The organism is Saccharopolyspora sp. NPDC045839 (genome assembly GCF_056431645.1).
In genome coordinates, this window is sequence record NZ_JBWKKH010000010.1 from 135478 (window position 1) to 154171 (window position 18694).

Consider the following 18694-nt stretch of genomic DNA (forward strand, 5'->3'; position numbering starts at 1 on the left):
TCACCCAGGGCAGCGCGATTCGCGCCGTCCCGGGTGACGCGGCGGGTCACTTGGCGGCTACCGCGCCCTTGTAGTCGTTGGTGATGATGGCGATCAGGCCCGGCGTGGCGTCCTGGATGCCGTCGAAGCGGGCCTCGGCGCGCGCCCCGAAGTGGGCCGCCATGTCCTTCGCCTGCTGCTCCTCGACCGTGCCCGGCCGGAAGTAGATCGTCGTGGTGGGGATGCGCCCCGCCGAGTAGTTGCCGACCTCCGGAACCTCGTAGCCGGTGCCCCGGAAGTCCTCCGCGGCGCGGTGTGCCAGCCCGCCGATCGTGCTGTTGTTGTAGACGCGCACCAGGATCTTGCCCGTCGCGTTGCCGGAACCGACCGGCACGTCCTGGTTCTGGTTGCCCTGCGGCGGCACAGGCGGCGGAGTGTCCTGTGTGGCCGGTGGCGGCGCGACCGGCGGTGCGACCGGCGTCGTGCCGGCGGGCGGCACCGCGGAGGAATCGGCGGGCGGGTTCTGCGCCAGCGAGGTGACCGGCGGGTTGTTGCCCGGTTCCGGGGGCAGCGGTCGGGCCGTGTTCGACGTGTTACCGCCGGAAACCAGCGTGGTGATGCCGATGACGCCCGCGATCGCACCGACGCCGATCAGCCCGAAGCCGATGATCTTGGCCTTGGCCGGTCCGGTGGGTTCCCCTGAAGCCATCAGTGCAACTCGATTCCCAGTCGTTGGGCGGCCCGTGCGCGCTGCCGTCCCGCCCGTGCCTTGCGCAGCCGCTTGATCAGCATAGGGTCTGCCCGCTCGGCGACCGGACTGTCCAGCAACGCGTTCAGCAGTTGGTAGTACCGCGAGGGCGACATGTCGAACAGCTCGCGGACCGCGAGCTCCTTCTTCACACCTTCCCGCTTCCACCACTGCGACTCGAAGGCCAGGATGCCCCGCTCCCGGACGGTGAGCTCGCCGTCCGGCGGTAAGGGCTGGGGCGGCACCGGCGGCGGCTCGACGATCCGCTCGATCGGCTGGGTGATCGGCTCGGCGAGGCGCAACCGCCGACCGGGTGCGGGATCGGATTCCGGCTTCCGCTGTTGCAGGCGCGCCAGCTGCTCGCACTGACGAGCGATCTCCTGCGCGGTCAGCATTTGGGCGGCGTCCATCTGGCTCCTCGCCTCGCGATTCGGGACTTCCCGCGTTCGCTGGAATCACACAGCTGTGATTCCTCCTCAATTACACCATGCCCGGAATCCCGGCGGGAGCGGATCACACCGGCGAGTACCGGGCCCGGAACACCCCGACGCCCCGACTGCCCAAACCGCTAAAGTCCCGCTCATGGCTGTTCACCCGATCTGCGTCGTCGGCGACCCGGTGCTGCACAACCCCACCCGCCCGGTGGAGCACTTCGACGACGAGCTGCGCACCCTCGTCGAGGACATGTTCGAGACGATGGCCGCCGCCAACGGGGTCGGGCTCGCGGCCAACCAGATCGGCGTCGACCTGCGGGTGTTCGTCTACGACTGCCCCGACGACGAGGGCGTCCAGCACCGCGGCGTAGTGGTCAACCCTGAGCTGACCACGTCCGAGATCCCGCAGACCATGCCGGATCCGGACGACGACTGGGAGGGCTGCCTGTCGGTGCCCGGCGAGTCCTACCCGACCGGCCGGGCGAGCCGGGCGAAGGTCACCGGGTCCGATGTGGACGGAAAGCCGATCGAGGTCGAGGGGACGGGTTTCTTCGCCCGCTGCCTGCAGCACGAGACCGACCACCTGGACGGCCACCTCTACCTGGACCGCCTGATGGGCCGCCACGCGCGGGCGGCGAAGAAGATGGTCCGCCGCAACGGCTGGGGAATCCCGGGCCTGACCTGGGACCCGGCGGAATCCGGCGACCCCTTCGCCGAAGACGAAGACTGAACCTCAGAAATCCCCGGTTTCAAGCGTCAAGTTGAACGGATCGGGCAACTCGACAGGTTTACCGAAAGGCACGCAGGACATCTCTCGATAACTGCCGGACTCAGGGTTGGAGTAAAGCAATACCGATGGCCCACCAGACCGGAATCGGTCGATCAGGAGATAGAGCGGCACACCACCAAGTGCGTACCCCCTGAGCTTCGTTTCCCGATCTGTCTTGGCATTACTCCACGATGTGATCTCGACAGCGAGCAGCAGTTGATCCGCTACAACAGGATCACCCGGCGGATCTGCATCCAACACTTCACGTGAGACCACCGCGAGATCAGGTTCGTAGGTTTCACCGGTTGCCGGGATCACGACCCCCAGCGCCGTAGCCAACTCCCACTCATCCAGGATCACCCGGGCCAACGCCTTGATTACACGGGAATTGACCTTGTTGTGCGGCTTTCCGGGCGGCGGCGTCATCACGATCACTCCTTCGATGATCTCCGCGCGCCAGCCCTTGCCCGGCAGCTGCACATTCCGCCAGGCTTCCACCAGCTCGTGCCACGTCGAGGGCTCGAGCGCCGGGGCAGCAGTCAAAGCGCGATCACCTCCTGTATCGATGTCATCACGCACCGTACTCACCACCCCTGACAACGTCGCGATCGCCCTGGTCATGAGCCTAACGGCAAACCAGCCTGCCGTCATCGGGGTGAATCGGGGTTGGCAGGCCGCGGTCTCCCGGCTAGCCTCGGGCAGCGACAAATCAACACCGCGGGAGCTCGCACCAAGAGCGGGCTGAGAGGGCGGCTGGAGAACTCCGGGGCCGCCGACCGCATGAACCTGACCGGGTAATGCCGGCGTAGGGAGTGGATGGCAGTGGCCGACGTGCGTCCGAACGCGTCCGAAAGCGGAACCCAGATCACCACCGGGCCGATCAGCGGCTCGCGAAAGGTGTTCCGGAACACCGAATCCGGCCTGCAAGTGCCATTCCGCCGCATCGAGTTGACCAACGGCGAGCACCTCGACGTGTACGACACCTCCGGGCCGTACACCGACGAGAACGCCATCGTCGACGTCCATAGTGGACTTCATCGGATGCGGGCGGGGTGGACCGACGGGCGGGAGCACCGGACCCAGCTCGGCTGGGCCAGGGCCGGCGTGATCACGCGGGAGATGGAGTACATCGCCGTCCGCGAGGGCGTGTCGCCCGAGCTGGTCCGCGACGAGGTGGCCGCGGGCCGGGCCGTGATCCCGGCCAACCGCTGCCATCCGGAGAGCGAGCCGATGATCATCGGCAAGAAGTTCCTGGTGAAGGTCAACGCCAACATCGGCAACTCCGCGGTGACCTCCTCGGTCGAGGAGGAGGTGGAGAAGATGGTGTGGGCGACCCGCTGGGGCGGCGACACCGTCATGGACCTGTCCACCGGCAAGCGGATCCACGAGACCCGCGAGCGGATCCTGCGCAACTCGCCGGTGCCGATCGGCACCGTGCCGATCTACCAGGCGCTGGAGAAGGTCAACGGCGATCCGGCCGCGCTGACCTGGGAGATCTACCGCGACACTGTCATCGAGCAGTGCGAGCAGGGCGTGGACTACATGACCGTGCACGCCGGCGTGCTGCTGCGCTACGTGCCGCTGACCGCGAACCGGGTCACCGGCATCGTGTCCCGCGGCGGCTCGATCATGGCCGCGTGGTGCCTGGCGCACCACCGCGAGAGCTTCCTCTACACGCACTTCAGCGAGCTCTGCGAGATCCTGCGCGACTACGACGTCACGTTCTCCCTCGGCGACGGCCTGCGGCCGGGCTCCATCGCGGACGCCAACGACCGCGCGCAGTTCGCCGAACTGGAGACCCTCGGCGAGCTCACGCACATCGCCCGCGAGCACGACGTGCAGGTGATGATCGAGGGCCCCGGCCACGTCCCGATGCACAAGATCGTCGAGAACGTGCGCCTGGAGGAAGAGCTCTGCGGCGAGGCGCCGTTCTACACGCTCGGGCCGCTGACCACCGACATCGCCCCCGCCTACGACCACATCACGTCCGGGATCGGCGCGGCGATGATCGCCCAGGCAGGCACCGCGATGCTCTGCTACGTCACGCCCAAGGAGCACCTGGGGCTGCCGAACCGGGACGACGTCAAGACCGGCGTGATCACCTACAAGATCGCCGCGCACGCCGCCGACCTGGCCAAGGGGCACCCGCGGGCGCAGGAGCGGGACGACGCGCTGTCCAAGGCGCGGTTCGAGTTCCGCTGGACCGACCAGTTCAACCTCTCGCTGGACCCGGACACCGCGCGGGCCTTCCACGACGAGACGCTGCCCGCCGAACCGGCCAAGACGGCGCACTTCTGCTCCATGTGCGGGCCGAAGTTCTGCTCGATGAAGATCACCCAGGACGTCCGGAAGTTCGCCGCGGAACGCGGCCTGACCAGCGTCGAGGCGATCGAGGCCGGGATGCAGGAGAAGTCGGACGAGTTCGCCGGGGCCGGCGGCAAGGTCTACCTCCCGCTGGCCGACTGACCCCGGGCAGGTCGTCAACATCCTCCGGCGTGTCGTGGCCCGACACGCCGGAGGACCGCAATTTCCATTGAAATCGAAGGTCCAATTTCCATTGAAATCGCGTTCCCGGCCGGTCCGCGCCTTGGAAGACCGGTAGGAGCGGGGCCGTAACATGAAGTGGATGCACGAGATCTCGGCCGGGCACGAACGCCGGCCCGCGAACAACACCGCTCCCCCGACCGCGCTGACCATCGCCGGGTCGGACTCCGGCGGCAGCGCCGGGATGCACGCGGACCTGCGCACCTTCTTCGCCTGCGGCGTGCACGGCATGACCGCGGTCACCGCCGTGACGGTGCAGAACACCGTCGGCGTCACCGGGCTGGTCGAGATCCCGCCGGAGACCGTCGCCGCGCAGGTCGACGCGGTCGCCTCGGACATCGGCGTGGATGCGGCCAAGACCGGGGTGCTCGCCTCGGCCGCCACCATCGAGGCCGTGCTGGACGTCTGCGACGAGCACGGCATCGGCCGCGGCGGTCGCACGCCGTTCGTCGTGGACCCGGTCGCCGCTTCCCGCAGCGGCGAGCCGCTGCTGCGCCCGGACGCGTTGGACGCCCTGCGCCACGAGGCCTTCCCGCGCGCGACGCTGGTCACGCCGAACCTCGACGAGGTGCGGCTGCTGACCGGCATCGACGCGCGCACCCGCGCGGACCTGCTGGACGCCGCGAAGGCCGTCTTCGACTTCGGCCCGCAGTGGGTGCTGATCAAGAGCGGCCACCTGGCCGACGACCCGGAGTGCATCGACCTGCTCTTCGACGGCAACGAGGCGATCCCGCTGCCCGGCCCCCGCTACGCGACGGTGCACACCCACGGCGCCGGCGACGTGTTCGCGTCGGCGATCACGGCCGCCCTGGCGAAGGGCGCTTCGATGCCGGACGCGGTGCGCAGCGGCAAGCGGTTCGTCACGCGCAGCGTCTCTGACGCCTACCCGCTCGGCGCCGGGGTCGGGCCGGTGTCGACGTTCTGGCGCATCAGCCCCCGGTCCATCTGAACCCCCCAATCAGGCCCCTAATAGAGTGATTTTCGTCCCGGATCTGTAACCCGAATGGCGTGCCCGATCGACACAGGGGTTGAGAAGCGCGTATTTCCCGAGATCGTGGGCCAGCGGCGGCCCGCGGTCTGTTGCGCGCTGCGCGCATGACGATGACAGGGGTTTGCAACAGCGTGGCTAAATCGGTGTGGACGCGAGTGCGGGGACTGCTGGCCACCGAGGCCGGGGCGCCGGATCCCCGGCAGCGCCAGTACGCGGTGCTGGTGCTCGTCGCCGTGGTGGCCGGCACCGCCATCGGCTGGATCTTCGGCCTGCAGACCCCGGCGCTGATCGCCGGCCTGACCGCGGTGCTCGCGCTGATCGCCACCGGCGGCCAGTCGCTGCGCTCGGACCTGCAGCGGTTCGTCTGGTTCACCCCGGCGCTGGTGCTCGTGATGACCGTCGGCCCGCTGCTGAGCAGCATCCCGGTGCTCGCCGGGCTCGCGGTGGCGGTGGTGGTCTTCGGCGCCGGCATGCTGCCCGCGCTGGGCGAGCACTACCGCATCGGCGGGCAGACCTTCGCCGCGGCGACGCTGGTGTCCACCACCACCGGCATCGGTTCCGACCAGCCGGTGCTGGTGCTGCTGGCGGCGAGCGCCGCGGGCGCGGCGTTCGCGCTGGTGCTGCGGGTGATCATCGGCCTCGGCGATCCGACCAGGGCCACCCGCGTGGCGGTCGCCCGCACGCTGCTCGAACCCGGGCCGGGCGTGGTCGAATCCGCCGCCGCCGCGTGGCGAGCCGACGGGTCCAGCACCTGGCTCGGTCAGGTGCTCGCCGGGGCTGCCCGCTTCCGCGCGGCTCGGGAGACCCTGCTCGCGCAGGCCCAGCAGAGCGACCGGGCCGAAGCCGCGCGCCTGGAGCAGATCATCGCGGAGGCCGATAAGGTCGCCGCCGAGCTCGCCCGGGCGGTGCGCTCCCGCGCCTGCACCGGACTGCCCGCGGCGGCCCGCCGCGACCCGGCGCTGGCGGTCGTGGCACGCGGCGGACGGCAGGACCTGCCGGACGCGGTGCAGGGCCTCAACCAGGGGCTGGACCGGATCCGAGGTGCCGTGGTGCGGCGCGTCGAAACGCCGCTGCCGCCGTCGGCTCCCGGCGCGCGCCGCGAACGCGTGCTGGGCGCGATCCGCGCGCACCTCTCGTTCCGCTCGTCGCTGTTCCGGCACGCGCTGCGCTGCACCCTCGCCGTCGCATTCGGCATGGTGATCGTCCTGCTGCTTCGCGACCCTTCGGCGTCGAGCCTGCTGCTCGCGCTCTACGTGGTGCTGCAGCCCGCGGCCCGCGACAGCATGACCGGCGCGCTGGAGCGCACCGGCGGCGCGGTGCTGGGTGTGACCGCGCTGGCCGTGCTGATCACCCTGCTGCCGGGGGCGTTCTTGCTGGTGCCGCTGGTGATCGGCGGCATGCTGCTGAGCATGCCGCGGCTGCGCACCGACTACCAGGCGCTGCTCGGTTGCCTGATCGTCGTGACCGTCGTCGACCAGGCGATGCGGCTGGACCGGCCGCTGGTGAACGTGGGGATCAGCTTCGCGGCGAACACGGCGGTCGGCGCGGCGATCGCGCTGAGCGTCGGCTACGTCAGCTACCTGGTGCTGCCCAGCAGCATCCTGCCCGATGTGCGCGGCGCGGTGCGGTCGACGGTGTGGGCGGTGTCCGAGCTGCTGCGCAGCGTGCGGGCGGCCGGGCAGGGCGTCGATCTGCCCGCGGCGTTGCAGGCCGCGAACGTGCTCGCCCTGCGGCGCACCCAGGACCTGCTGGGCATGCCCGCGCTGCTCGACGGCACCGGCGAGGAGACCGACGACGACCGGGCGACGCGCGCGGCGGCGATCGCGCTCGACGCGTTGCGCCAGGATGTCGCGACGCTCGCGTTCCGGCCGGAGTCCGAGCAGGCGATCGCGGTGCCGGCGCTGCGCGCGGTGGACGACCTGCTGGGCGGCAAGCCGACGGCGAAGATCCCGGACGTGCCCGAGAGCAGCGCCCCGGCGACGGAGCTGCTGGCGAGCTCGCTGGTGGAGAACGCCCTGCACGCCCGCCAGGCGATCGACCGGACCTTCGGTTACGACAACCCGTGGAAGAGCTACACGATCAGCTTCGTCCGCACCGAACGCCTCCACATCCGCTGACTCCGGCGAGCACCGAAGCTCGGCAGGCGCACGGTGCGGCGTTTTCGCGCGAAACCGTCACTTGCAGGCGTGGCAAACGCCGTTTTCGCGCGAAAACGGCGCAGGAACAAGTTCCCGAACAGCCCGCAGAAACGTTCCTCAGGGCCGGGCCGGCAGCGTTGCCGGCAGCCCGGCGCGCTGCCGGTGACTCCCTCCTGCGGGGGAGGAATCTCCAGCCGCAGCGGGAGTTCTTCGCAGCGGGACGTGCTTATCGTCGCTCGCATGGTTGATTCTGATGTGCCGCGGCGCTGGCCTGGTTCAGCGGTGGCGGTGCTGCTCTTCGGCTATGCCGCGGGGAAGGCCGTCTTCGCGTCGCAGGGCCGACTCGGATTCCCGGGCGGGCCGACCGTGCCGGAGGCCGTCCGCGAGGGCTACTTCATGGATGCCGCCGGTGCGCAGTGGCTGGCCAGCGCGACCGGGATCGTGGGCGCCTGCGTGGCCCTCGCGACGGTGACACCGCTGGGACGTCGCGTGCCCAGGTCGTTGATGCTGCTGGTGCTGACCGGGATGCTGCTGGCCGTCGGCGCCGGCGCGGCGATCATGATCGTGGACGGCTTCATCGGCATCGGGGTGGGCTGGCAGTGGCACCACGGGGTCCTCGGGATCGTCGTGATCGGGCTGCTCGTGGCGATGATCCGGTCCTACGCGAAGGCGACGCAGCATGTCGTGGGCTGACCGGACGCGGGCCGGCGCGTACGGGGCGGCGGCCTGCGCCGCGGCCTACGGGTCGATGAAGCTCGCGCAGGCGCTGGGGGCCAATGCGCTGGCCGACAAGGACCCGCTGCGGCCGGACCTGCGCGAACGGATGCTCGCCCGCGATCCGCTGTTCGTGGCGAGCCACTGGGTGCTGGCCGCTGCCGCGGTGGTCGGCATCATCGTCGCGCTGGCGACCACCCGGCCCTGGCGCGCACCCCTCCCGCGCCGGCTGTTGCTGACGATCGCCTGGACGCTCGGGATCCTCATGATCGTCCGGTCGATCGGGCCGCTGGGCATCGGCTTCGTCTCGGACACGTTGGTGCTCACCGGGATCGACGTGCCGCCGCCCGAGCACGCCGCTCTGGCCCACGACCTGGCGCTCTGGGACCTGCTGCTGTGGTCGCCGTTCTTCCTGCTCTGGGGCGTGTGCTGGACGTTGGCCGGCTGGCGGCTGGGCAGGGACCGCCCGGCCCCGACGGTCCGCTGAGGACTCGTCGGGGCGGTCGGCTCACTCCAGGGGACGGCCGGGGCTGGATGCCTGCGCCCAGAAGCGCTTGGGGATCCGGCCCGCCAGGGCCGCGAGGCGGCCGCCCTCGACCGCCGCCCGCATCGCGGCCGCCATGCGCTCCGGGTCCTGGGCCCGGGTGACCGCCGTGGCCAGCAGCACCGCCGAGCAGCCGAGCTCCATCGCCAGCGCCGCGTCCGAGGCCGTGCCGATGCCCGCGTCCAGCACGATCGGCACCGACGCGCGGGAGACGATCATCTCGATGTTGTGCGGGTTCCGGATGCCCAGGCCGGTGCCGATCGGCGAGCCGAGCGGCATCACCGCGGCGCAGCCGGTCTCCTCCAGCTTCAGCGCCAGCACCGGGTCGTCGTTGGTGTAGGCCAGCACCACGAAGCCCTGGTCGACCAGTTGTTCCGCGGCGTCGAGCAGCTCCACCGGGTCGGGCAGCAGGGTGTCCTCGTCGGCGACGACCTCCAGCTTGACCCAGTTCGTATCCAGCGCCTCCCGCGCCAGCTGCGCGGTCAGCACGGCCTCCGCCGCGGTCCGGCAGCCCGCCGTGTTCGGCAGCGCTTCGATGCCGAGCTTGCGCAGCAGGTCGAGCACCCCGGTGCCGCCGCCGGCGTCGGCGCGGCGCATCGCCACGGTCGTCAGCTCGGTTCCGGACGCGATCAGCGCGCGCTCCAGGACCGCGAGGTTCGTCGCCCCTCCGGTCCCGGTGATCAGCCGCGAACCGAACTCGCGGCCGGCGATCACCAACGGGTCGTCCATGACTCTCCTAACAACGGGTCCACCGAATCCGGGTAGCACGGGATCCGGTGTGCTTCTGTTGCCCCGCAAGGGGGTTCGGGCCGGAGGGGGCGTCAGCCGCCCTGCACTGCGGTGAGGACCTCGATCGCGGCATCGGGGCGCAGCGCGGTGCCCGGCCACAGGGCGCGCGGCACCACGGCGCCGTCCAGCGCCACGGCCACGCCACGCTCGGGCACCCCGAACTCCCGCAGCACCGCCGCGAGCGTTGCGTCGGCGGCGACCTGCCGGGTCTCCCCGTTGATCACGACGTGCACTGCTGTCCTCCCCATCGGCTCGGATCGGCGGCCTTGATCTCGACGGCGGGCTCCTCGTCGCGCAGCAGCGCGAGCACCGCCTCGACCGTCACCGGGGCGAGCAGGAAGCCGCCGCGGTGGTGCCCGGTGGCCGCCAGGACACCGGGTTCCAGCCAGCCGAGCACCGGCAGGTTGTCGTCGGTGCTCGGGCGCAGCCCGGCCGCGGCCTCGACCAGCCGGTATTCGGCGATGCCCGGCATCAGCCGCTCGGCGTCGGCGATCAGGTCCCGCACCCCGCCCACGGTGACCTCGGTGTCGAACCCCACCTCGTACTGGGTGGCGCCGAGCACCAGGCCGCCGTCGTCGCGCGGCACCAGGTAGGTCTGCCGGCCGCGCACCGGGCCGCGGATCGTGCGGCTCGGCGGCGGCAGCGCCGTGGTTCGCGCGCGCAGGCGGAGGATTTCGCCCTTCACCGGCCGAATCCGGTCCCGCAGCGCGGGATGCAGCGCGCCCGAATGCACGCCCGCCGAGATCACCGCGACATCGCAGTCCACAGTGGAATCTTCGAGCTCCACCGCGCCGGGCCGGACGTTCTTCGCGTTCGCCGCGACGAACTCGACGCCCGCCGCGGTCGCGGCCGCGCGCAACGCGGCCAGCGCGAGGCGGTTGTCGACCGCTAGATCGCCCGGCACTTCGAGCCCGCCGCGCACCGCCGGACCCAGCGACGGTTCGAGCCGCCGCACCTCCCGGCCGGTCAGGCGGGTGACGGCGCGGCCGAGCCGCGCGAGGTAGTCGACCAGGTTGTCGAGCTCCGCGCGGTCCGCGCTGTCGACGCCCACGACCAGGGTTCCCTCGCGGCGCAGCCCCGAAGGCAGGCCCGAGGCCCGGGCGAGTTCGTCGGCGAACTCGGGCCAGAGCCGCAGCGATGCCGCGCCCAGTTCCAGCAGTTCCTCTTCGCCGGGCCACGCCTCGGCGAGTGGCGCCAGCATCCCGCCGGCCACGTTCGACGCCCCGGACGCCGGTTCGGCGTCGACGAGTTGCACGCGATGCCCGGCGGCGGCTGCGCGCCACGCCACGGACATGCCGATCACGCCGCCGCCCACGACGACGACGCGTTTGTTCCGTTCTTCAGACACTCCACGCTCCCTGCGCCGGCATGACCCGGATCAGGTTCGACGGTCGGGGCCAACGCCCCCTCTCAGCCCGGCACCCGGGCTCCCGTGCTCACCAGCAACCACCGTACCCGTCGAGGATCGCCACGTCGTTACCTGTCTTGAACTCACTTTGCGTAGCGGTGCAGGTAGCGGCCCCCCTGCGGGAATTGCTGTCGCCGCCTGGACTGTGGGAGCCCCGACTTGCGTATGACCAATACGCGGCGCTGGGGCTGTCCTCGCCAGACGACGCCTGAGAACCCGCGGCGGTGCGAGTTGCGAGGGTGGGCTAAGCGGCTGGCGCCGCTTCAAAGACAGGCGGTCGAGCAACTTTCACAAATTTCGGGCGCCGAATGGGAACGCGCGCCCGTGCCCGCGTTCACGCGGTCCGGCGGCGGCGTCGCGGGAGGCTACCCTGTGGGGCATGCCTGGATTGGACGGCTTCGGCATCCGCGCTCGCCTCGACGAGGCGCGGCTGTACCTGTGCACCGACGCGCGCGCCGAGCGCGGTGATCTCGCGGAGTTCGCGGACGCCGCCTTGGCCGGCGGCGTCGACATCATCCAGCTGCGGGACAAGAACCCGAACGGCGCCCCGCTGGAGGCCCGCCACGAGCTGGCGGCGCTGGAGGTGCTGGCCGAGGCGTGCCTGCGGCACGGCGCGCTGCTCGCGGTCAACGACCGCGCCGATGTCGCGATGGCCGCCGAGGCCGACATCCTGCACCTCGGGCAGGACGACCTGCCGGTGGAGATCGCCCGGCGCATCGTCGGCGAGCACGTCGCGATCGGCCGGTCGACGCACGACGTGGTGCAGGCGGACGCCGCCGCGATCGAGCCCGGCGTGGACTACTTCTGCACCGGCCCGGTGTGGACGACGCCGACCAAGCCGGGCCGCTCGGCGGCCGGGCTGGAGCTGGTGGAGCACGCCGCGGAGCACCGCGGCCACGGCAGGCCGTGGTTCGCGATCGGCGGCATCGGCCCGGACAACCTGGACCAGGCCCTCAAGGCCGGCGCGGAGCGGGTCGTCGTGGTCCGCGCGATCACGGAGGCCGAGGACCCGCGCGCCGCGGCCCGCGAGCTCCGCGACCGCCTGCCGTAACGCTCGGACGCGACGCAGCCCCCGGCCGGGTGCCGGGGGCCGGTCTGGTGGCGCTTACTGGGTGAGCAGGGTCAAGCCGTAGGCCTGCAGGATCTCGTTCACCGGCTGGAAGTAGGTCGTGCCGCCGGAGCTGCAGTTGCCCGAACCGCCGGAGGTCACGCCCTGGGCCTGGCTACCGGACAGCCAGGAGCCGCCCGAGTCGCCGGGCTCGGCGCAGACGTTGGTGCGGGTCAGGCCGGTCACCGTGCCCTGCGGGTACTGCACGGTCTGGTTCTTGGCCTGCACCGAACCGCAGTGCCAGCCAGTGGTGGAGCCGGAGCGGCAGATGGACGCGCCCACGGCGGACTCGGTGGAGCCCGCGACGCCGACGGTGCTGCCGTCGTACCGGTTCACCAGCGGGCGCGGGGTGTCGGCGGAGCCGACCCGGACCCAGCCGTAGTCGTTGCCCGGGAACTCCGAGCCCTCGAACCGGCCGGTGGGCTGCGAGGTGGAGTCGCCGACGTTGCCGCAGTGCCCGGCGGTCACGAATCCGCCCTGCACCGAGAATCCGACGGAGCAGCGGGAGCCACTGCCGATGTAGTAGGCGTTGCCGCCGATGACATCGGCGTAGGTGCGGGGGTTCTCCAGCGATTCGGTGACGCGCACCGCATCCGTGAGGACTCCGGAGGTGTGCACGAACCGCGCCGCGTCGGGGGCGGTGCCCGGCCTGGTGGTGACGACGACGGAGTTCACCTTGCCGTCGACGTACCAGCCGGAGACGCCCTTCGGGGCGACCGCGCTGCGCAGGTTGAGGCCTTCGACGACCCCGTTGAGCTGCTCGATGCTGTAGATGACGAGCTTCGGCTCGGCGCCGGCCGCGCGCACCTCGTCGAAGCGGGCCTGGTCGGTGACGCCGACGACGAGCTTGCCGAGCGCCGGGTCGAAGTAGGACCCGCCGTAGGTGCTGCCCAGCGCGGCGCTCAGCCGCTGGTCGGCCTGGGCTGCAGCGGCTTCCTGGTCGAGCCGCTGGAGGGCCTGGTCCCGGTCCAGGCCGAAGTCGCGCTGCATCGCGTCGAGCAGGGTCGCCGCTTCTGCCGCGGGCGGCGCGGTTTCGGTCGCGGTGGCGGGCATGGTCAACGCGGCCACCGTTCCCGCCGCCAACATCACGGTCCCGGCCACCCGGGCCGCGAGTCTGCGCTTCATCTGATGTCTCCCTCTTCGTGAGCTGGATCTCATCGCCCCGTCGCCGATCCAGTATCAGAGGAGAACATCAGTCCCACATCCGCCTTTCGCCCCATTCGCCCAAAACGCCTCCTGCGCAACTCGATTGAGCTAGCGCAGGAGGCGTTTGGCCTGGATTTCCTATCCCCCAGAAGAAGACTGACGCGGCTCGCCGGTTTCGAGGGGGATCTCGGGGCGGCCCGATTCCGGCGCCTGGCTGGGCCGTTCGGCCGTGGTCGACGGCTGCGTCGGCTGCTCCCGGGTGGGCGTCGGGGTTTCCGCGGTCGGCTGCACCGTCGGCTGCTGCGTCGGCGTCACCTCGGTCGTCGGCTGCGGCTGCTGGGTCGGGGTCTCCCGCGGCTTCGTCGACTCGGCCGGGACGCTGGGCGCGCGCTGCTCGTCGCGGTGCAGCACCTGGCCGAGCGTCGTGCCGCGGTCACCGCCGGAGAGCGGTTTTCCGGTCACGCCTTCGAACCCGGTGACGATCAGCATGCTCAGCGCGAACACCCCGGCGCAGCTCGCGGCCACCATCGCCCACCGGACGTGGCGCTTGCGCGGGTCCGCGGCCGGCTTCGCGGGCGCGACGACCTCGGTCGCCTGCCCCGCCTCGGCCACGTTCAGCATGCGGGTCGCCGCGTCGGTGTCGATCTTCGCCGTGCGGTCCTCGTCCACGACGGTTTCCCCGCCCGGCCAATGCATTCCGGGCGCCAGGCGGATCCGCCGCGTCGCCTCGACGGTTTCGTCCTTTTTGGACACGTAGCGCGCGACGGTGGTCCGCCGGAGCTTCAGCACCGAGGCCTTCGCGGCGGCGTGCACCGCCTTCTCCTTCGCGCTGTCGAACGACCGCTGGTAGAGCGCCCCGCCCACGGTGATCACCACGCTCGTCAGCGCGGCACCGATCAAGGTGCCCGCCACGCCGAGCCGGGATCCCAGGAAGGCCGCCGTCACCGAGGCCAGCGCCGCGCCCGCGACCTGGGTCGGCGCCACGTCGATCTTCTTGGACTTCTTGGCCTCCTCGTCCGGCTCCTGGTCGTCCGACTCCTCTTTCCGCCTGACCTCTTCCTGCCTGCCCATCGCTCCCACGCTCTTGAACGCACTCTCCCTGAACGGTCCAACGGGCGAGCACGAGCGTTTTCTCCAGATCGTTGCCGAACCGTGAGGACTCCCACTTCGCGTAACGCGGCCGGCAACGACGAAGGGCACCCCGATCCGGGGTGCCCTTCCACGGGAAACGGGCTGCTCAGGGGTTCAGTTGGGTGGGTTGAGGCGGGCGACGAACTTGTAGCGGTCGCCCCGGTAGATGGAGCGGACCCACTCGACCGGGCGTCCCTCGGTGTCGAAGGAGTGCCGGGACAGCAGCAGCATCGGGAGGCCGACGTCGGAGCCGAGGAGCTCGGCCTCCTCCGGGCTGGCCAGCGCGGTCTCGATGGTCTCCTCCGCGTGCCCCAGCTCGACCTCGAAGCTCTCGCGGAGCACCTGGTAGAGCGAGCCGCCGGACTCCAGCCGGGTGGTCAGCCCGCGGAACCGGGTCAGCGGCAGGTGGGTGGTCTCGATGGCCATCGGCTCGCCGTCGGCCAGCCGCAGCCGGCGCAGGCGCAGCACGGTCGAACTCGGCTTGGTCCCGAGCAGCTCGGCCAGCTCCTCCGCGGCCGGTTCCTCGACGACCTCCAGCAGCCGGGAGGTGGGCTGGCGGCCCTGGGCGCGCATGTCCTCGGTGTAGCTGCTCAGCTGCAGCCGCTGGGCGACCTTCGGCTTCGCCGCGAAGGTGCCCTTGCCCTGGACCCGCAGCAGCCGGCCCTCCACGGTCAGCTCGGCCAGCGCTTGGCGCACCGTGGTGCGCGAGACGTCGAACTCGGCGGCCAGCGAGCGTTCGGTAGGAATCGGCGCACCGGGCGGCAGGGATCGGAGCATGTCCAACAGGTGCTGCTTGAGCCCCCAGTACTTCGGTTCGCGTTGTGCGCGTCCGGGCGAGTCCGCCCCACCGGACACGGACGTTTCGAGCATCGTTCCTCCTACCACCGCAACCTTGCCGCCGTTGTTCCGCTCCCCGAGGCGTCGAGTCGCCGGCCTGCCGAGTCCTGATACCTCAGCATGCCCGAAAGTCGGCCGCCCGAACGCCGGCGGCGGCGACGTGCTGCCGCGACGAGCCGGCGCCCGAAGATCAAGCCAGCCTTATGCGTGCCTGAACAGTAGCGCCGAAAAGTCTTGACATCGCGTGCCCCGCACCACAATCTTCATCGCATTGGTCTACACCAAAGATATGCGGGCGCCCGGCCCCGATGGCGAGCACCCGCGGCTCCGCGCCGGCGCGGAGGAAGGGGCGAATGTTGAAGACCTGGAAGGCGCTCGCGGCAGCAGCCGCGCTGTCGTTGACCCTCGCTGGTTGCGGCGGCGGAGCCGGCGCGAGCGACAACAAGCTGACCGTCTGGCTGATGGACGGCTCGGCGCCCGACGTACTGATCGAAGAGCTCAACAAGGAGTTCGAGCAGAGCCACCCGGGCATGAAGGTGGACTACCAGATCCAGCAGTGGAACGGCATCCAGGACCGCCTGACCACCGCTCTGACCAGCAACGACCCGCCGGACGTGATCGAGCTCGGGAACAGCCAGACCGCGCAGTTCTCCTCCGAGGGCACGCTGCTGGACCTCACCGCCGACGCCGACGGCATGGGCAAGTCGCAGTGGGTACCCGCGCTGGCCGAGTCCGGCGCATGGGAGGGCAAGCAGTACGCCGTGCCGTTCTACGCCGCCAACCGCGTCGTCGTCTACAACAAGGAGCTGTTCCAGCAGGCGGGCATCACCCAGCTGCCGACGAACCGCGACGAGCTGCTCGCCACGATCACCAAGCTGGAGCAGACCCACGGCGCGGACCCCGACTTCCAGTCGCTCTACCTGCCGGGCCAGTCCTGGTACGCGCTGCTGTCGTTCATCTGGGACTCCGGCGGTGACATCGCCACCGGCCAGGGCGCGGAGTACAAGGGCTCGCTGGACACCCCGCAGACCCGCGAGGGCGTCGAGTACTACCAGCAGCTGGTCAAGACGTCGGCCACGTCCGCCCCGGCCGACACCGACGAGGCCGAGCCGCAGCAGGCCGAGGTGTACGCCAAGGGCAAGGTCGCGATGATGATCGCGCTGCCGTGGGAGGTGCAGACCGCCGCGAAGACCAACCCGGCGATCTCCGGGCTGTCCAGCGCCTTCCCGATCCCGTCGAAGTTCCCGGGCAAGACCGCGCCGGTGTTCCTCGGCGGCTCCAACCTGGCGATCCCGGGCGGCAGCGCCGACGCCGACGCCGCCAAGGACTGGCTGAAGCTGCTGACCAGCCAGAAGTACCAGACCAAGCTCGCCGACAGCGGCGTCGTGCCGGGCGCCTCGCAGGACACCAGCGCGCTGGAGAAGAACCCGGTCAGCGCCGCGATGGCCGTCGCCTCGAAGGACGGCAAGGTGCCGCCGCCGGTGCCGCAGTGGGCGGCCATCGAGTCCGGGCAGAACCCGCTCAAGGACATGATGACGGCCGTGCTGACCGGCCAGAAGACGGTCGTCGACGCCACCTTGGAGGCGAACGACAAGATCACCCGATTGCTGGCGGCGAACAACTGATCATGACCGCTACGCACACCCGCCCGGCGCCGGGCACCGCGGGTTCGCCCGTGGTGCCCGGCGCTCGGCGCCGCCCGCGAGTCCGGGAAGCGATGCCGTACCTGCTGCTCGCTCCCGCGGTGCTCGCGCTGATCGCACTGCTCGGCTGGCCCGCGGTGAACGTGATCGTGACCAGCTTCCGCAAGCTCGATCTCGGCGAGCTCACCCGTGGCGAGTTCACCTGGATCGGCTTCGACAACTACGCGCAGATCCTCGGCAACCCCGAGTTCTGGACCGTCACGCTCCGGACCGTGGTGTTCACCTCGTCCATCGTGGCGGCCACCGTGCTGACGGCACTGCTGCTGGCGCTGCTGATGAAGCACGTGCCGGTGGTTCCGCGAGTGGTGCTGCAGGTCAGCCTGCTGCTCGCGTGGGCCATGCCGCAGCTGGCCGCGACCACGGTGTTCCAGTGGATCTTCGACCAGCAGTACGGGATCCTGAACAAGACGCTGGTGCTGCTCGGCTTCGACTCCTTCGCCGGGCACTCCTGGTTCGCCACCGGCGCGAGCACGCTGACCGTGGTCGGCATCCTGATCACCTGGCAGGCCGTGCCGTTCGTGGCGATGACGCTGTACGCCGCGCTGCTCGGGGTGCCCAAGGACCTCTACGAATCCGCCGGGATCGACGGCGCCAGCGGCTGGCAGACGTTCACCGCGATCACCTGGCCGCAGCTCAAGCCGGTGCTGATGATCGTGACGTTCCTGTCGGTGCTGTGGGACTTCAAGGTGTTCTCGCAGGTGTGGGCGATGCGCGAGGGCGGCCCGAGCGGCGGGAGCACGACGCTGCCGGTCATGCAGTACCTCGAGGGCATCGCGGGCAAGCACTTCGGCGCCGCCGCCGCGGTCAGCGTGCTGATGGTGATCGTGCTCGTCGTGGTCTGCGCCCAGTACCTGCGCCTGCTGCTGCGCTCCCAGGAGGTCGAGCTGTGAGGATCCGCCGGATCGGGTTGTCCGCGCTGGCGCTCGCCATCGCGGTGATCTTCGTGTTCCCGACGTACTGGATGTTCGCCAGCTCGTTCAAGCCGCGCGGCGAAGTGCTGTCCACGTCCTACGACCTGGTGCCGAGCGCGGTCACGCTGCAGAACTACGCGACCGCGCTGTTCGGCTCGGACTTCCTGCGCTACCTGGGCAACAGCCTGCTGGTCACGCTCACCGCGGTGGCGTGCTCGCTGGTCGCGGGCACGTTGGCGGCGCTGGCGATGAGCCGGTTCCGGTTCCGCGGCCGCAAGGGCTTCCTGATGCTGGTGCTGGTCGCGCAGATGGTGCCGTTCGAGGCGCTGATGGTGCCGATGTTCCTGTTCATGCGGGATCTCGGGCTGCTCAACAAGCTGCCGTCGCTGATCCTGGTCTACTGGGTCACGACGCTGCCGTTCACCATCTGGTCGTTGCGCGGCTTCATCGACGGGATCCCGATGGACCTGGAGGAGGCCGCCATGGTGGACGGCTGCGGGCGGGCCGAGGCGTTCCGCCGCGTCACGCTGCCGCTGCTGGGGCCGGGCCTGGTGGCCACCTCGGTGTTCGCGTTCATCACCGCGTGGAACGAGTTCCTGTACGCGCTGATCTTCATGCGTTCCCAGGACCTCCAGACGCTGCCGGTGTTCCTGCAGAGCTTCCAGAACGCGTTCGGCACCGACTGGGGCGCCACGATGGCGTCCGCGACCCTGTTCACGCTGCCCGTCCTGGTGTTCTTCCTGGCGGTTCAGCGGAAGATGGTGTCGGGCGTCACTGCGGGCGCCGTCAAGGGCTGAGTA

General features: G+C 70.6%; 18 protein-coding genes, 1 pseudogene and 2 riboswitches. Of the genes and pseudogenes, 10 read left to right on the plus strand and 9 right to left on the minus strand.

All coding sequences use genetic code 11. The features are described 5' to 3' along the window. Window positions 1–46 precede the first annotated feature (46 nt). Window positions 47–688, minus strand: a complete 642-nt coding sequence (locus AC07EQ_RS16805; RefSeq protein WP_478388838.1) for a LytR C-terminal domain-containing protein — start codon at window positions 686–688, stop codon at window positions 47–49. Continuing rightward, complete coding sequence (locus tag AC07EQ_RS16810; protein ID WP_478388839.1) at window positions 688–1137, minus strand: DUF3263 domain-containing protein; 450 nt, start codon at window positions 1135–1137, stop codon at window positions 688–690. The genes AC07EQ_RS16805 and AC07EQ_RS16810 overlap by 1 nt, the downstream gene beginning before the upstream one ends. Before the next feature lie 172 nt (window positions 1138–1309). Here AC07EQ_RS16810 and AC07EQ_RS16815 point away from each other — a divergent pair, with 172 nt between their 5' ends. After that, on the plus strand, window positions 1310–1891 hold the full coding sequence (locus AC07EQ_RS16815) for a peptide deformylase (RefSeq protein ID WP_358566931.1): 582 nt from the start codon (window positions 1310–1312) through the stop codon (window positions 1889–1891). A gap of 3 nt (window positions 1892–1894) precedes the next feature. Here the strand turns inward: AC07EQ_RS16815 and AC07EQ_RS16820 are convergent, their stop codons facing one another. Next, a complete protein-coding gene (locus AC07EQ_RS16820) occupies window positions 1895–2551 on the minus strand; it encodes a Uma2 family endonuclease (RefSeq protein ID WP_478388840.1) in 657 nt (218 codons plus the stop codon). Window positions 2552–2637: 86 nt separating this feature from the next. After that, window positions 2638–2759: riboswitch (TPP riboswitch) on the plus strand. Between AC07EQ_RS16820 and thiC the strand changes: the two genes are divergently transcribed. The 5 genes from thiC to AC07EQ_RS16845 all read left to right on the plus strand — a co-directional run bounded on the left by thiC (window position 2747) and on the right by AC07EQ_RS16845 (window position 8804). Beyond that, window positions 2747–4396: a phosphomethylpyrimidine synthase ThiC gene (thiC, locus tag AC07EQ_RS16825; protein ID WP_478388841.1), complete on the plus strand. Its 1650-nt coding sequence runs from the start codon at window positions 2747–2749 to the stop codon at window positions 4394–4396. It overlaps the preceding riboswitch by 13 nt. A gap of 160 nt (window positions 4397–4556) precedes the next feature. Continuing rightward, a complete protein-coding gene (gene thiD, locus AC07EQ_RS16830) occupies window positions 4557–5423 on the plus strand; it encodes a bifunctional hydroxymethylpyrimidine kinase/phosphomethylpyrimidine kinase (protein WP_478388842.1) in 867 nt (288 codons plus the stop codon). Window positions 5424–5596: 173 nt separating this feature from the next. After that, complete coding sequence (locus tag AC07EQ_RS16835) at window positions 5597–7582, plus strand: FUSC family protein (protein ID WP_478388843.1); 1986 nt, start codon at window positions 5597–5599, stop codon at window positions 7580–7582. Between the two features lie 261 nt (window positions 7583–7843). Next, window positions 7844–8296 carry a hypothetical protein gene (locus AC07EQ_RS16840; protein WP_478388844.1) on the plus strand — a complete coding sequence of 151 codons (453 nt, stop codon included), beginning with the start codon at window positions 7844–7846 and terminating at the stop codon, window positions 8294–8296. After that, the gene (locus AC07EQ_RS16845; RefSeq protein WP_478388845.1) at window positions 8283–8804 is read left to right on the plus strand and encodes a DUF3995 domain-containing protein; all 522 of its coding nucleotides are present in this window, start codon (window positions 8283–8285) and stop codon (window positions 8802–8804) included. Before AC07EQ_RS16840 ends, AC07EQ_RS16845 begins: the two co-directional genes overlap by 14 nt. 21 nt (window positions 8805–8825) lie before the next feature. Here AC07EQ_RS16845 and thiG read toward each other — a convergent pair whose 3' ends face one another. The 3 genes and pseudogenes from thiG to thiO all read right to left on the minus strand — a co-directional run. After that, window positions 8826–9590, minus strand: coding sequence for a thiazole synthase (gene thiG / locus AC07EQ_RS16850; protein ID WP_478388846.1), 765 nt, complete (start codon window positions 9588–9590; stop codon window positions 8826–8828). A gap of 92 nt (window positions 9591–9682) precedes the next feature. After that, window positions 9683–9883 (minus strand): sulfur carrier protein ThiS, encoded by a 201-nt coding sequence (gene thiS / locus AC07EQ_RS16855; RefSeq protein ID WP_358566952.1) that lies wholly within the window; start codon window positions 9881–9883, stop codon window positions 9683–9685. Further along, window positions 9871–11001 (minus strand): annotated as a pseudogene (thiO, locus tag AC07EQ_RS16860) (glycine oxidase ThiO); the annotation flags it as partial. The gene thiS and the pseudogene thiO, both read right to left, overlap by 13 nt. Beyond that, window positions 10989–11094: riboswitch (TPP riboswitch) on the minus strand. It overlaps the preceding pseudogene by 13 nt. Window positions 11095–11437: 343 nt before the next feature. Here thiO and thiE point away from each other — a divergent pair. Next, window positions 11438–12109 (plus strand): thiamine phosphate synthase, encoded by a 672-nt coding sequence (gene thiE, locus AC07EQ_RS16865; protein WP_397527495.1) that lies wholly within the window; start codon window positions 11438–11440, stop codon window positions 12107–12109. Window positions 12110–12163: 54 nt separating this feature from the next. On the opposite strand, the gene AC07EQ_RS16870 is transcribed toward thiE, so the two are convergent. The 3 genes from AC07EQ_RS16870 to AC07EQ_RS16880 form a co-directional block, all read right to left on the minus strand. Next, entirely contained in the window at window positions 12164–13291 is a 1128-nt protein-coding gene (locus tag AC07EQ_RS16870; protein ID WP_478388847.1) for a S1 family peptidase, read from the minus strand. A 159-nt stretch (window positions 13292–13450) separates the two neighbouring features. Then, on the minus strand, window positions 13451–14383 hold the full coding sequence (locus tag AC07EQ_RS16875) for a hypothetical protein (protein WP_478388848.1): 933 nt from the start codon (window positions 14381–14383) through the stop codon (window positions 13451–13453). A gap of 174 nt (window positions 14384–14557) precedes the next feature. Next, the gene (locus AC07EQ_RS16880; protein WP_093268739.1) at window positions 14558–15313 is read right to left on the minus strand and encodes a GntR family transcriptional regulator; all 756 of its coding nucleotides are present in this window, start codon (window positions 15311–15313) and stop codon (window positions 14558–14560) included. A 323-nt stretch (window positions 15314–15636) separates the two neighbouring features. On the opposite strand from AC07EQ_RS16880, the gene AC07EQ_RS16885 reads away from it, so the two are divergent. Genes AC07EQ_RS16885 through AC07EQ_RS16895 form a run of 3 tightly spaced genes read left to right on the plus strand, consistent with a single transcriptional unit; the run spans window position 15637 to window position 18691 of the window. Further along, window positions 15637–16905 carry a sugar ABC transporter substrate-binding protein gene (locus AC07EQ_RS16885; protein WP_478388934.1) on the plus strand — a complete coding sequence of 423 codons (1269 nt, stop codon included), beginning with the start codon at window positions 15637–15639 and terminating at the stop codon, window positions 16903–16905. A 2-nt stretch (window positions 16906–16907) separates the two neighbouring features. Then, complete coding sequence (locus AC07EQ_RS16890; protein ID WP_478388849.1) at window positions 16908–17873, plus strand: carbohydrate ABC transporter permease; 966 nt, start codon at window positions 16908–16910, stop codon at window positions 17871–17873. After that, window positions 17870–18691 carry a carbohydrate ABC transporter permease gene (locus AC07EQ_RS16895; RefSeq protein ID WP_132487115.1) on the plus strand — a complete coding sequence of 274 codons (822 nt, stop codon included), beginning with the start codon at window positions 17870–17872 and terminating at the stop codon, window positions 18689–18691. Before AC07EQ_RS16890 ends, AC07EQ_RS16895 begins: the two co-directional genes overlap by 4 nt. Window positions 18692–18694 lie beyond the last annotated feature (3 nt).

What these genes read in the sequence shown, in the direction of transcription:
- AC07EQ_RS16805 (WP_478388838.1), bottom strand. Translation starts at nt 688, where the DNA reads ATGGCTTCAGGGGAACCCACCGGACCGGCCAAGGCCAAGATCATCGGC.
- AC07EQ_RS16810 (WP_478388839.1), bottom strand. Translation starts at nt 1,137, where the DNA reads ATGGACGCCGCCCAAATGCTGACCGCGCAGGAGATCGCTCGTCAGTGC.
- AC07EQ_RS16815 (WP_358566931.1), top strand. Translation starts at nt 1,310, where the DNA reads ATGGCTGTTCACCCGATCTGCGTCGTCGGCGACCCGGTGCTGCACAAC.
- AC07EQ_RS16820 (WP_478388840.1), bottom strand. Translation starts at nt 2,551, where the DNA reads ATGACCAGGGCGATCGCGACGTTGTCAGGGGTGGTGAGTACGGTGCGT.
- thiC (WP_478388841.1), top strand. Translation starts at nt 2,747, where the DNA reads ATGGCAGTGGCCGACGTGCGTCCGAACGCGTCCGAAAGCGGAACCCAG.
- thiD (WP_478388842.1), top strand. Translation starts at nt 4,557, where the DNA reads ATGCACGAGATCTCGGCCGGGCACGAACGCCGGCCCGCGAACAACACC.
- AC07EQ_RS16840 (WP_478388844.1), top strand. Translation starts at nt 7,844, where the DNA reads ATGGTTGATTCTGATGTGCCGCGGCGCTGGCCTGGTTCAGCGGTGGCG.
- AC07EQ_RS16845 (WP_478388845.1), top strand. Translation starts at nt 8,283, where the DNA reads ATGTCGTGGGCTGACCGGACGCGGGCCGGCGCGTACGGGGCGGCGGCC.
- thiG (WP_478388846.1), bottom strand. Translation starts at nt 9,590, where the DNA reads ATGGACGACCCGTTGGTGATCGCCGGCCGCGAGTTCGGTTCGCGGCTG.
- thiE (WP_397527495.1), top strand. Translation starts at nt 11,438, where the DNA reads ATGCCTGGATTGGACGGCTTCGGCATCCGCGCTCGCCTCGACGAGGCG.
- AC07EQ_RS16870 (WP_478388847.1), bottom strand. Translation starts at nt 13,291, where the DNA reads ATGAAGCGCAGACTCGCGGCCCGGGTGGCCGGGACCGTGATGTTGGCG.
- AC07EQ_RS16875 (WP_478388848.1), bottom strand. Translation starts at nt 14,383, where the DNA reads ATGGGCAGGCAGGAAGAGGTCAGGCGGAAAGAGGAGTCGGACGACCAG.
- AC07EQ_RS16880 (WP_093268739.1), bottom strand. Translation starts at nt 15,313, where the DNA reads ATGCTCGAAACGTCCGTGTCCGGTGGGGCGGACTCGCCCGGACGCGCA.
- AC07EQ_RS16890 (WP_478388849.1), top strand. Translation starts at nt 16,908, where the DNA reads ATGACCGCTACGCACACCCGCCCGGCGCCGGGCACCGCGGGTTCGCCC.